Source organism: Telluria sp. RT2P19 (assembly GCF_059685725.1).
The window spans coordinates 42,031-54,033 of the sequence record NZ_JCASIL010000015.1 but is presented as its reverse complement, the minus strand read 5'-3'; the positions used below and the strand labels follow the sequence as shown (position 1 = coordinate 54,033).

The 12,003-nt window shown below is 67.2% G+C and carries 10 protein-coding genes and 1 riboswitch; of the genes, 6 read left to right on the top strand and 4 right to left on the bottom strand.

Annotated features, from left to right (window positions below):
- Positions 1-110: 110 nt before the first annotated feature.
- Positions 111-2,465 carry a putative bifunctional diguanylate cyclase/phosphodiesterase gene (locus tag AC56KW_RS18180; protein ID WP_497172084.1) on the top strand — a complete coding sequence of 785 codons (2,355 nt, stop codon included), beginning with the start codon at positions 111-113 and terminating at the stop codon, positions 2,463-2,465.
- Here AC56KW_RS18180 and AC56KW_RS18175 read toward each other — a convergent pair.
- Complete coding sequence (locus AC56KW_RS18175; RefSeq protein WP_497172083.1) at positions 2,462-3,358, bottom strand: LysR family transcriptional regulator; 897 nt, start codon at positions 3,356-3,358, stop codon at positions 2,462-2,464. The genes AC56KW_RS18180 and AC56KW_RS18175 overlap by 4 nt on opposite strands.
- A gap of 124 nt (positions 3,359-3,482) precedes the next feature.
- Between AC56KW_RS18175 and AC56KW_RS18170 the strand changes: the two genes are divergently transcribed.
- A complete protein-coding gene (locus tag AC56KW_RS18170) occupies positions 3,483-4,688 on the top strand; it encodes an MFS transporter (protein ID WP_497172082.1) in 1,206 nt (401 codons plus the stop codon).
- A gap of 22 nt (positions 4,689-4,710) precedes the next feature.
- Entirely contained in the window at positions 4,711-5,511 is an 801-nt protein-coding gene (dkgB, locus tag AC56KW_RS18165; protein WP_497172081.1) for a 2,5-didehydrogluconate reductase DkgB, read from the top strand.
- Positions 5,512-5,513: 2 nt separating this feature from the next.
- Here the strand turns inward: dkgB and AC56KW_RS18160 are convergent, their stop codons facing one another.
- Positions 5,514-6,227 carry a glutathione S-transferase gene (locus AC56KW_RS18160; RefSeq protein WP_497172080.1) on the bottom strand — a complete coding sequence of 238 codons (714 nt, stop codon included), beginning with the start codon at positions 6,225-6,227 and terminating at the stop codon, positions 5,514-5,516.
- 66 nt (positions 6,228-6,293) lie between these two features.
- On the opposite strand from AC56KW_RS18160, the gene AC56KW_RS18155 reads away from it, so the two are divergent.
- The 3 genes from AC56KW_RS18155 (at position 6,294) to AC56KW_RS18145 (ending at position 10,337) form a co-directional block, all read left to right on the top strand.
- The gene (locus AC56KW_RS18155) at positions 6,294-6,518 is read left to right on the top strand and encodes a hypothetical protein (RefSeq protein ID WP_497172079.1); all 225 of its coding nucleotides are present in this window, start codon (positions 6,294-6,296) and stop codon (positions 6,516-6,518) included.
- Between the two features lie 542 nt (positions 6,519-7,060).
- Entirely contained in the window at positions 7,061-7,954 is an 894-nt protein-coding gene (locus AC56KW_RS18150) for a DUF535 family protein (protein ID WP_497172078.1), read from the top strand.
- Between the two features lie 62 nt (positions 7,955-8,016).
- Positions 8,017-8,114: riboswitch (TPP riboswitch) on the top strand.
- A gap of 81 nt (positions 8,115-8,195) precedes the next feature.
- Positions 8,196-10,337: a TonB-dependent receptor gene (locus tag AC56KW_RS18145; RefSeq protein WP_497172077.1), complete on the top strand. Its 2,142-nt coding sequence runs from the start codon at positions 8,196-8,198 to the stop codon at positions 10,335-10,337.
- A 524-nt stretch (positions 10,338-10,861) separates the two neighbouring features.
- Here AC56KW_RS18145 and AC56KW_RS18140 read toward each other — a convergent pair.
- A complete protein-coding gene (locus AC56KW_RS18140; protein ID WP_497172076.1) occupies positions 10,862-11,380 on the bottom strand; it encodes an AAA family ATPase in 519 nt (172 codons plus the stop codon).
- Positions 11,377-11,979 (bottom strand): nicotinamide riboside transporter PnuC, encoded by a 603-nt coding sequence (gene pnuC, locus AC56KW_RS18135; RefSeq protein ID WP_497172075.1) that lies wholly within the window; start codon positions 11,977-11,979, stop codon positions 11,377-11,379. Before pnuC ends, AC56KW_RS18140 begins: the two co-directional genes overlap by 4 nt.
- Positions 11,980-12,003: the final 24 nt, after the last annotated feature.

The following is a 12,003-nucleotide window of genomic DNA, read 5'->3' as shown; positions in this document are numbered from 1 at the left end:
CGTGCGGTACATCGCGTGGCGACGACTATGCAACACATGCATGCCAATTGTGCGTCCCATCAACGGCCGAGCTGATATCATGTTTCTTTAAGACAATTTTGATTGTCAGAATGGAATCTGACATCCACCCGAAAGTACTCATGCTGGCTCACGACGATCTCGCGCAGTGGCGCGCACGTGTTTTCACGTCATTGATGTCGGTCGTCCTGGTGCTGGCCTTGATGGCGGCGGTGCCGAGCGCGGCGCTGGCCATCTACCGCGACATGCCGGCGGTGGCCTTGATGGACACCGCCGCCCTGGCGTGGATCCTGGCCATCTGGCGCCTCGACCGCCTGGCCTACCGCACCCGGGTCCTGAATTTCCTGGCCATGCTGTATGGCGTGGGCATGGGGTCGATGCTCGCCGCCGGCGCGATCGGCCTGTTCTACCTGTTCGCCGCGCCGGCGCTGGCCGCCGTCCTGCTGGGCACGCGCCATGCAGTGGCGGCGCTCGTGCTCAGCGCCGCCATGCTGCTGGTGCTCGGGCTGACCGGGCAGAGCGAGATCGCGGTCGGCCACTACGCCCACGACTCGCTGCCCAGTGTGCTGATCCTGACCCTCAATTTCACCTGCGTGGGCGCGCTGATCATCCTGACCTGCGGCACCCTGCTCAAGGGCCTGGCCGGTTCGCTCAAGAATGTGCGCACGGTCGCCGGTTCGCTCGAGGAAGGCCAGACCCTGCTGCGCGCCATGAACGGCGAACTGCGCCTGACGTCCGCCGCCCTGGCCGCCCTCAACGAGATGGTCTTGATCGTCAAGGTGACCGACCGCCCTGGCGCCAGCTTGCCCATCATCTTCGCCAACCGGGCCTTCGAGCAGCGCAGCGGCTACTGCGCCGACGAGATCATCGGCCGCAGCATGCGCATGCTGCACGGGCCCGAGACCGATCCGGCAGTGGTGGCGCGCATCGTCCAGGCCATGGGTCGGCGCGAGCCGGTGTCGGCCGAACTGGTCAATTATTCGAAGGCGGGCGAGCCGTGCTGGGTCGAGATCGACATGGTGCCGTTCGCCGCAGAAGGCGGTCCGATCACGCACCTGGTGGTGGTGGGGCGTGACATCACCGAGCGGCGCCGCTCGGCCGACGCCATCGAGCAACTGGCTTTCTACGACGTGCTCACCGGCCTGCCGAACCGGCGCCTGCTGATGGAGCGCCTGCATGCGCTGGTCGAACAGGCGCATGCCGGCCGCGGTCAGGGCGCGGTGCTGTACATCGACCTCGACAACTTCAAGAGCGTCAACGATGCGCGCGGCCACGCGACCGGCGACGCACTGCTCAAGCACGTCGCCGCCCACCTGGGCGAAGCGGTGCGTAGCGGCGACACCGTGGCGCGCCTTGGCGGCGATGAATTCGTCATCCTGGCCGCCAACCTCGGCGCCGACGCCGACGGCGCCACCGCCGCCGCCCTGGCCCTAGCGCAGCAGGTCGGCAAGGCGCTGCGTCGTCCCGCCACCATCGAGGGCCAGGACTATCACTCGTCGGGCAGCATCGGCGTCGCGCTGCCGCTGCGCCAGGGACAGACCATGCACGACCTGCTGCGCGAAGCCGATACCGCGATGTATCACGCGAAGGCGGCGGGGCGCAATGGCGTCGCGCTGTTCGAGACCACGATGCTGGCGGCGGCCGAGAATGTCCTGACGCTCGAACGCGACCTGGCCACCGCCATCGAGAACAACGAGCTGGCGCTGCACCTGCAACTGCAGGTCGACCCGCAAGGCGCGGCGGTCGGCGCCGAAGTGCTGCTGCGCTGGCGCCGCGCGGACGGCGTGCTGGTGCCGCCCGACGCCTTCATCCCGGTCGCCGAAGAGACCGGCCTGATCGTTTCGCTCGGCGCCTGGGTATTGCGCCATGCCTGCCTGGCCTGGCGCGAACTCGATCAGCTCGGGCACACGCTGCCGCTGTCGATCAACGTCAGTCCGCGCCAGTTCCGCCAGCCCGACTTCGTGGCGGTGGTGCGCGACATCGTGCGCGAGACGGGCGTGCCGCCGCAACAGCTCATCTTCGAAGTCACCGAGGGCCTGCTGGTCAACGATATCGACGACACGGTCAGGCGCATGCACGAGCTGGCGCAGCTGGGCATCCGCTTCTCGATCGACGACTTCGGCACCGGGTATTCGAACCTGGCCTACCTGCGCAAGATGCCGCTGTACGAGCTCAAGATCGACAAGGGCTTCATCCGCGACATGCCGGACGACAGCAACGGCACGGCGCTGGTGCAATCGATCCTGGCGATGGCCGGCCAGCTGGGCCTGCGGGTCGTGGCGGAAGGCATCGAGACGCCGGAGCAGGCGCGCTTCCTGGCCGGCCATGGCCAGCCGTACATGCAGGGTTACCTGTTCTGCCGCCCGATGCCGCTGGCGGACCTGGTCAAGCGCCTGGCGAGCGCCGGCCGGGCCGACGCCGTGGAAGCCGTCGAAAGCGTCGCTTAACGCGCCAGCACCTCGCCCAGCCTGCGGGCGAGGAAATCGACCAGCGCCGCCACCCGCGGCGCCAGCGCGCCCTGCTTGTAGAACACGGCCCACACGGGCTGGGTCCACGCCAGGGTGTGCTCTTCCAGCACCGGCACCAGCCGTCCCGCCGCCAGGTCGGCGCGCACCAGGAATTCTCCCATCGACCCGATGCCGGCGCCGTGCAAGACCAGGTGGCGCACCGTCTCGCCGCTCGAGGCCAGCACCTGCGGCGTCACCGTGTAGCCGTCGCCACCTTCATGCAGCAGCGGCCAGGTATTGAGCGAGGCCGGCGCCGTGAAGCCCACGGTGCGGTGCAGCGCCAGCTCGCCCGGCGCGCGCGGCACGCCGTGGCATTCCAGGTAGGACGGCGACGCGACTACCCGCAACCTGCCACTGCCCAGGCGCCGCGCATTGAGCGTGGAATCGGGCAGCGCGCCGATGCGGATCGCCAGGTCGGCCCGTTCCTCGATCAGGTCGACATAGGTTTCGCCGCTGGTCAGTTCCAGCTGCACCAGCGGATACGCCTCCAGGAAGTCGGGCAGCAAGGGCGCCAGCAGGTGGTCGAAGGCGGGCGTCGAGGCGTTCACCCGCACCAGCCCCGATGGCTGCGAGCGGCGCGCCTGCGCCTCGGCCTCGGTATTGGCCAGGTCGGCCAGGATGGCGCGGGCGCGCTCGAGCAGCCAGGCGCCTTCCTCGGTCAGTTGCAGGCGCCGCGTCGTGCGGTGCATCAGCGTCATGCCCAGGCCGTCCTCCAGGCGCGAGATGGTGCGCGAGACGCCGGACGGCGTTTGCCCAAGGCGTTCGGCGGCGGCAGAGAACGAACCGGAATCTATGACTGCGACAAATACAATCAAGCCGTCCACATCGATCATTGATGACCCCAGATCAAAGATCCATTGTATAGCGGCGTATTTTTCCTTGCAGCCAAGCACGGCACACTGCATGCCTGCGTCATTCTTGCCCTTCAACGGTATCAGCTACACCAAGGAGTATCGTATGCCACTCGCACTCTGGGCGCTCACATTGAGCGCCTTTGCCATCGGGACGACCGAATTCGTGATCGTCGGCCTGATCCCCACCATCGCCGCCAGCCTCGACGTGTCGGTGCCCTCGGCCGGCCTCCTGGTCAGCCTGTACGCGCTGGGCGTCGCCATCGGCGCGCCGGTGCTGACCGCACTCACCGGCCGCGTGCCGCGCAAGCAGCTGCTGCTCGGCCTCATGGTGCTGTTCACGATCGGCAACCTGGTGGCCTGGATGGCGCCCAACTACCCGGCCCTGGTGGCCGCGCGCGTGCTCACGGGCCTCGCGCACGGCGTATTCTTCTCAATCGGTTCGACCATCGCCACCAGCCTGGTGCCGAAAGAAAAAGCCGCCAGCGCCATCGCGCTGATGTTCACCGGCCTCACGGTCGCCCTGGTCACCGGCGTGCCGCTCGGGACCTTCATCGGCCAGCACTTCGGCTGGCAGGCGACCTTCCTGGCCGTCTCGCTGCTGGGCGTGATCGCCTTGATCGGCAGCGCCATCCTGGTGCCGTCGAATATCGCCGGCAGCAAGCCTGCGCGCCTGCCGGCCCAGCTCGCGGTGCTCAGGAAACCACGCCTGCTGCTGGTCTACGCCATGACCACGCTGGGCTACGGCGGCACCTTCATCGCCTTCACCTACCTGGCGCCGATCCTGCAGGAAGTGTCGGGCTTCGCCGCCTCGACCGTCAGCCTGGTGATGCTGGTGTACGGCGTCTCGGTCGCGGCCGGGAATATCTGGGGCGGCAAGCTGGCCGACCGCCAGGGTCCGGTGCGCGCGCTGCAGATCGTGTTCGCCCTGCTGGCCGTGGTGCTGCTGGTGCTGACCTTCACCGCGCCGAGCAAACCGCTGGTGCTGCTCACCGTGCTGGCCTGGGGCGCGGTCGCATTCGGCAACGTGCCCGGCCTGCAAGTGTACGTCGTGCAGCGCGCCGAACGCGATGCACCGCAGGCGGTGGACGTGGCCTCGGGCCTGAACATCGCCGCCTTCAATGTCGGCATCGCGCTTGGCGCCTGGGGCGGCGGCCTGATCGTCGCCAGGCTGGGCCTGATGGCCACGCCGTGGATCGGCGCCCTGATCGTCGTCGCCGCCCTGCTGCTCACGACCCTCGCCGGCTGGCTCGATCGGCGCGAAGGCGTGCCGGCCAAGGCAGCCGTGCGCGGCGCCGTCGTCACCCATTGACAAGTCGACAGGATACATGATGATGAACATGCCACAACTTGGCCTCGGCACCTTCCGCCTGCAAGGACAGGCAGCCATCGATTCGGTCGCTACCGGCCTCGAACTGGGCTACCGCCATATCGACACCGCCCAGATCTACGGCAATGAAGCCGAAGTCGGCCAGGCGCTGGCCGCGTCAGCCGTGCCGCGCGGCGAGGTCTACCTGACCACCAAGATCTGGACCGAGCACCTGGCCGCCGACAGGCTGGCGGCGAGCCTGAAGGACAGCCTGCACAAGCTGCGCCTCGAGCAGGTCGACCTGACCCTGATCCATTGGCCGTCTCCTGGCGGCGCCGTACCGGTGGCCGAATCGATGCAGGCCCTGCTGGCCGCGCGCGCGGCCGGCCTGACCGGCGCGATCGGCATCTCGAACTTCCCGGTGGCGCTGATGCGCGAAGCGGTGAGCGCCGTCGGGGCGCCGAACATCGCCACCAACCAGGTCGAGCTGCATCCCTACCTGCAAAACCGCAGCGTGGCCGCCTTCGCCCGCGCAGCCGGCATCCACGTCACCGCCTACATGCCGCTGGCCTATGGCAAGGTGATGCGCGACCCGTTGATCGGCGAGATCGCGCGCCGCCATGGCGCGACGCCGGCCCAGGTGACGCTGGCCTGGCTGCTGGCCAAGGGCTACGCCGTGATCCCGTCATCGACCAGGCGCGAGAACCTGGCCGGCAACCTGGCCGCGCACAAGCTCGTGTTAGGCGTCGACGACAGCGCCGCCATCGACGCGCTCGACGATGGCGCCCGCCTGGTCAACCCTGACTTCGCGCCGCACTGGGACTGAGCCTACTGGTCCAGTTCCGGATAGCGGCGGAAGATGCCTTCTTCATTGAACGGAATCCGCCGCTCCGACGCAAGATACGCGGCGATATTCGGCCGCGCGGCTACCCGGTCGCGCAGCCCGGTGAGCACGGGATACTCTTGCTCGATCGTCTTCATCGCATTCGGGAAGGCGTAGCGCAAGCCCTCGATAACCTGGAACAGCGACAGGTCGGCGTAGGTCACCTTGTCGCCCGTGAGGTAGACGCGCGGCTCGGGATTGGACAGCAGGCGCGCGAAATAGCCCATGAACTTGGGGACGCGCGACTCGATGAAGTCGGCCGAACGGCGCAGCGCCTCGGGCTTCTGGTCTTCGTAGTACAGGCTTGATGCGATCGGGTGATGGGTGTCATGGGCCTCGGTCACCAGGTCGGCGATGGTCAGCTGCAGCTGGTGCACCCACAGGCGGCCCGGGTCGGTGCGCGGCGCCAGGCCGTGCTGTTCGCCGAGGTACAGCAGGATATTGGCCACCTGGCCGATCACCAACTCGCCGGATTTCAGGAACGGCGGCGCGAACGCCGGGTACTCCTCGACCTCGAGCGCCGCCATCAACAGGTCGACGCCCCCTTCGCGGCGCGCCACGTCGACGTAGTCGGCGCCCGCCTCTTCGAGCGCCAGGCGGACGAATTCTCCGCGTCCCTGGATGCTTGGCCAATAGAACAGTTTGTACGGTTCAACCATGATGAATATCTCCCGTGTCCGTGAGCGAGCCATGGTAGCCGTAGCGGCCCGTACGTGCTGCACGGGATGAATCAGTGGCTGCTGCCTGTATGGTCGGTATCGCGCTTCATTCATGCATCCCGGAATTTCGTTGAAGGCTGCGACAGGGAAGTACCAGCCAGTGCCGCCGCCATGCAGCAGGGCATGGCCCCGGAAATTGATGGCACTGCCCGGTACGATGACGGCACGGGCGTGCTCGAAAGCGGGTGGCCTGGTGAAGCGGGTGAACCTGACATCGCCAATGTATGGTGAGGGTTTGGACTTGTGCGCGCTTGCCTGCATCGCGCTTCGTTGACCTCCCCATTGCAGCGCCCATGATGCTTGCATGTCCGGGTGCGCCGCGCTGGCCTGCGTTCTTGCAGGGAAAGTCACATCGACGGTGACAAGACTCACTTGGAAAGAGTTGTCGCTGCTCAGCAATACAGCAGCGGAGCGGGAACAACGGGCCTGGATGCAAGAGCAAGCCCGACTGGCGCGGGCGACTGCCCGATGGCACCCCAGCCCGCGGACGGGCCCGCCGGCGGAATGACGATGATGGGCTTGGCCGGCCGCAAACATGGTAGTCTTGTCATGCATGTCAAAAATAACCATAAGTTAATACGTCCAGAGAGCGCACCATGACTATCCACCCCTGCCCTGGTTCCCAAGCGCTGTTTGCCCTGCGTCCGGGCACGAGTTAGCATTTCGGCACATAATTGCACAGCGGAATTATTATTGCTATTACGCTGACCATGGCCCGCAATCGTCCAGCGGGTAGTTTGCAAGACAAGCCTTTATGCCGAATGGAGCGCTCGATGATCTTCGCTCGATTGACCCAACGCTGGCACGCGCTGCGCTATTGGCGCGAGCACCAGTCCCTGTCCCGCCTCAAGCTCGTGCGCCGCCTCGAGAACGCACCCGACGACGACCTGTTCCGCCATGTGAGCGGCCGCGATTACCTGGCGCGCGGCCTTGGCGTACGCGAACGCATGCGCTGCGTGCTGGCCCATTACCGCTTCGAGGAAGCCACCTTCAACGCGGCCTGGCGCCAGGCCGCGCATCATGGCGGCCTGGTGCTGTGGCAGCACGAGGACGATGGCGGCAGCTTCGTCATGCGGCTCGAGCACGCACCGCGCATCGACCCCGAGGGCGAGCTGACGATCTCGCTGGTCGTCGACGGCACGGTCCTGCACCGCCTGTCCTGGACCTGGGTCGAGGGCGCGGTGGTGGGCGTCGAGCCGCCGATCATTCCTTTCATCTCGCGCAACGCCGGCCTGTGGCGCGACGCCGGCGGCGCCTTCGATGCGTTCGAGCGCGTGTTCCCCAATAATTCGCCGAGCTTCTTCTGCTTCGCCGCCCTCCAGGGCGCGGTGCAGGCGCTGGGCTTCGACCGCGTGGTCGCGGTGCGCGGCAACGCACATGTGGCCTATGAGGCAGAGCAGGACAAGGCGTTCGAGAACGCCTACGACGGCTTCTGGCGCATCCTGGGCGGCGCCGAACTGGATGCGCGCAGCTATCTGGTCCCGCTGCCGTTCTACCTCAAGCCGCTGCAGGACATGCCGTCCAAGCACCGCAAGCGCGCGGCCCAGCGCCGCGAGCACTGGCGCGCGATCGGCGACGCGGCGTGCAGCGTGCTGCTGCGCCATCTGCTGACGCCGGCCGCAGCCCAGCCGGTAGTGGACGAAACGCCATCGACCGCCAGGGCTTGATCCTCGCGCATCAAGCCGTCTTGACAGATTCACCACGGCCACATTGGGCCGTGGTACACTCGCGCATTCGCTAGGGGTCCTGGAACACATTTCCGGGTGAGAGATACCCTTCGTACCTGATCTGGATAATGCCAGCGAAGGAAAGCGCAAAGCAGCACCCCGGTTCGTTTGCCCTTCCCCCACGTTGGCTCCGGCTTTGATAAAAGCTGCGCGCCGTGTGGCGCGCGAACACGAGCAAACCATGACATTCACTTCGAAGCACACCGTCCTCGCCTGCGCCATCGTGCAGGCGTTTTCCCTATCGTCGCAGGCATCCGCGCAACAGGCTGCGCCCCCACCCGTATCATCGGTCGTCGTCACCGGCAGCAAGTGGATCGCCCTCGACCGCGCCAGCGTCGGCGGTTTCTCCGACATGCGGCTGCTCGACTCCCCGGCCTCGATCACCTCGATGAGCCAGGGCCAGATGCAAGACCTGTCGATCCGCAGCGCCACCGACGCCGCCCGCTACGACGCCTCGATCGGCGACGCCTACAATGCGATCGGCTACGCCGAGCAGTTCTCGATCCGCGGCTTCGCGCTCGACAACGCCACCAGCTATCGCAAGGACATGATCGCGATCTCGGGCGACACCCAGATCCCGCTCGAGAACAAGGAACGCATCGAAGTCCTGCGCGGCCTGGCCGGCCTGCAGGCGGGCGTCGCCGCGCCAGGCGGGATGATCAACTTCGTCACCAAGCGCCCGACCAATGCGCCGCTGCGCCAGGCGACGGTCGAAGTGCGCGAGCGCGGCACTGTGTATGGGGCGGTCGACCTGGGCGGGCGCTTCGGGGACCGCCGCTTCGGCTACCGCATCAACGCGGCGGCGGAAGACCTGAAATCGTATGTGCGCGGCGCCGACGGCGAGCGCCAGTTCGCCTCGGCCGCCTTCGACTGGCAGATCACGCCGGACGCCCTGTTCCAGATCGACCTCGACCACCAGCACAAGGCGCAGGTCACGGCGCCGGGCTACCAGCTGATCCGCAATGAAGTCCTGCCGACGGGGATCTCGGCCAAGACCCTGCTCAACGACCAGCCCTGGACCCGTCCGGTCGACACCGACAGCAGCAATCTGGGGCTGCGCTTCGAGTACCGCATCAGCGATGCCTGGAACGCGACCCTCAGCGCCAACAAGCACTGGTTCAAGCGCGACGACTTCACCGCCTTCCCTTACGGCTGCAGCAACGAGGGCGACGGCTTCTATCCGGGTTATTGCTCGAACGGCGACTACGACGTGTACGACTTCCAGAGCACGGGCGAGCGCAAGACGCCGTGGGGGCTGCAGGCGATGCTGCAGGGCCGCGTCAACACCGGCGCGATCGGCCACGCGCTGACCGTCGGCGGCGCATATGCCGAACGCCACGACAGCTTCGGCGAGTACGTCTACGACTACGTCGGCTCCAGCAATATCTTCAACAACGCCATCGTGCCGCCGGTAGCGAGCGAGCGCGTGACGGGCCCGGTCATGGAGCGCCGCAGTACCGAAGAGCGTTCGCTGTTCGTGCAGGACGTGATGACATTGTCGCCGCAATTCTCGCTGCACGCCGGCGTGCGCTACGTGAAGCTCAAGCTCGACGCACTCGAGGAAATCGAGGGCGGCTGGGTGCACACGAAGGATTCGTTCGCGCTGCCGAACGTGGCGCTGGTGTATGCGCCGGCCCAGGACTGGCGCGTGTACGGCTCGATCAGCCACGGCCTGCAGTATGGCGGCATCGCGCCGATGGAAACCACCAACCAGAACACCGCCCTGCCGCCGAGCCGCTCGAAGCAGCTGGAGTTCGGCGTCAAGCGCAATGTGAACGAGCAGCTGGCGCTGTCCGGGGCGCTGTTCGAAATCCGCCAGGGCCTCGAATACACGAACGCCGCCAACACCTTCGTGCGCGCCGGTGAGCAGACCCATCGCGGCGTGGAGCTGTCGGCGATGGGCAAGGCCACGCCGAGCCTGAACTACAGCCTGTCGCTGATGGCGCTCGATACCGACCAGAAGGACACCGGCGACGCTGCGACCGAAGGCAAGCGCGTGACCAATGTGCCGGAGCTGCGCACCACGGCGTGGGTCGAGTATGCGGTGCCGCACGTAGCGGGCCTGAAGCTTGACGCGCAGTGGCAGTATTCGGGCAACAAGGTATTCGATCCGGCCAACCGCGTGAAGGTGCCGGGGTATCACGTGGCCGGCTTCGGCGCGTCCTACCTGCTGCGCGCGGGCGGGCTGAACACGATCATCCGCGCGCGGGTGGACAATGCCTTCGACAAGTTCTACTGGCGCGATGTGACGCAGTCGCTGGGTGGGTATTTGCTGCCGGGGGCGCCGCGCACGTTCAGGTTGTCGGCGCAGATCGATTTCTAAGAGCGTTATCGCCTCGCGGATCACTTCGGCCACCAGCACCAGGTCGCGCCCGACCGGGGCCGGCAATGCACTGGTCGGAGTGTTTTCCTCGGCCAGCGCGGTGAACAGCTGCGACGCCGGCTCGGAAATGCGCGGCACCAGGCCCGACGCGCAGCCGGGGCGTCGCCGAGAAGGTCGCGCCGCGGGCGGCGCGCAAGCTGCTGCAGGATGCGGCGAAGGACCAGGTCGCGATCATCGCCTTCCTCGGCGGCGGCGCGCTGCCCCGGGTCCATGGCGGCAAGGTGGACAAGCTGATGGCGGCCGGGGGCCGCTTCAACGCGCCCGATCCGGACTTCAACCCACGCCAGCGCGCTACGCAGCAACGACGTGGTGCGCCGCACCGGCGCCGCTTCGGTCGAGGTCTTCGGCGACCCGGGCGATCTGGTGGTGAGCTTCTTCGGCGTGCGCGAGCGCGGCAAGCCACAGCCGCAATCGTGGCGCGCTGGCGGTCAGCCTGCCGAAGGCGTCGCTCTTTCGGCCGGCCGTCACGGCCGGCCGAGCAGCCCCTCGACTTCCCGCATCCGCTGCGGCAGGTCGCCCGCCAGGAGCGTGTAGCCGATGCCGCGCACGGCCAGCGTCTCGAGCAACATCCGGTGCACCTGCTGGCGTACCTCCTCCGATTCGCGCTGCAGGCCATCCGGCTCCCACGGCGTATCGGGCGCGGTCACGAAGGTCCATGCATAGTCATGCCCGGCGTCGAGCGCCGCCAGTTGCACATCCACCCTGTCCCAGTACACGCGGCTGTACAGCGCCGTCATCAGCGGCGTGGTATCGCAGAACAGGAAGCGGCGTGCGTCCAGGGCCGCCGCATCCTCGCGCGCGCGCTGGGTCAGCGCGATGCCGTACTGGTCTTGCTCGTGCGGCACGCGTTTCCGGGTATCGACGAACTCGCGCAGGTACTCGGGCACCCACACCGTGCCGTAGCGGCGCGCCAGCGCCTCGGCCAGGGTCGACTTGCCGGACGATTCGGCGCCGAGGAGCGCGACCCGTTGCACGCCGCTCATGGCTGCCTGCGCGCCAGCGCCGTCCAGGTGCGCAGGCCGGCGACCGCCAGCAGCACGAACACGCCGTACAGCACGGCCGTGAGCACCAGGCCCTTGTACAGGTAGAGGCCGACGTACAGGATGTCGACCGCGATCCACACATGCCAGTTCTCGACCTTCTTCTTCGCCAGCAGCAGCTGGCCAACCAGGCTGCCCGCGGTCAGGAAGCCGTCGGCATGCGGCACGTCGGTGTCGGTGAAGTTGTCGAGGAAGGTCGACAGGATCACGAAGCCCAGCAGCCAGGCCGCCAGCGACCAGGCGCGGCCGCCCGCTTCGAGGAAGGTGGGCGCCAGCGGCGTCGCGCTGGCGCCCGCGCTGCCGTGCAGCCACTGGTACCAGCCCCAGATCGAGGCCGCGACGAACACGAACTGCAGCCCCATGTCGCCGTACAGGCGCGCATCGTAGAACACCACCGCATAGGTCGCGGACGAGGCGATCGAGAACAGCCAGGCCCAGTGGACCTGGCGGATATTGAGGATGACCGTGGTGGCCGCCAGCAGGAAGGAGATCAGTTCCAGCGGCGAGGTCGTGAGACCGGCGAGGATGAGGGGTTCGTTCATAGTGTTCACGTAAGAACGTCGTTC

Bases quoted from the DNA above. Each gene is read 5' to 3' on its own strand.
- AC56KW_RS18140 (WP_497172076.1), bottom strand. From the start codon at position 11,380: ATGAGCGGCGTGCAACGGGTCGCGCTCCTCGGCGCCGAATCGTCCGGC.
- AC56KW_RS18180 (WP_497172084.1), top strand. From the start codon at position 111: ATGGAATCTGACATCCACCCGAAAGTACTCATGCTGGCTCACGACGAT.
- AC56KW_RS18150 (WP_497172078.1), top strand. From the start codon at position 7,061: ATGATCTTCGCTCGATTGACCCAACGCTGGCACGCGCTGCGCTATTGG.
- AC56KW_RS18145 (WP_497172077.1), top strand. From the start codon at position 8,196: ATGACATTCACTTCGAAGCACACCGTCCTCGCCTGCGCCATCGTGCAG.
- pnuC (WP_497172075.1), bottom strand. From the start codon at position 11,979: ATGAACGAACCCCTCATCCTCGCCGGTCTCACGACCTCGCCGCTGGAA.
- AC56KW_RS18175 (WP_497172083.1), bottom strand. From the start codon at position 3,358: ATGATCGATGTGGACGGCTTGATTGTATTTGTCGCAGTCATAGATTCC.
- dkgB (WP_497172081.1), top strand. From the start codon at position 4,711: ATGAACATGCCACAACTTGGCCTCGGCACCTTCCGCCTGCAAGGACAG.
- AC56KW_RS18155 (WP_497172079.1), top strand. From the start codon at position 6,294: ATGAATCAGTGGCTGCTGCCTGTATGGTCGGTATCGCGCTTCATTCAT.
- AC56KW_RS18160 (WP_497172080.1), bottom strand. From the start codon at position 6,227: ATGGTTGAACCGTACAAACTGTTCTATTGGCCAAGCATCCAGGGACGC.
- AC56KW_RS18170 (WP_497172082.1), top strand. From the start codon at position 3,483: ATGCCACTCGCACTCTGGGCGCTCACATTGAGCGCCTTTGCCATCGGG.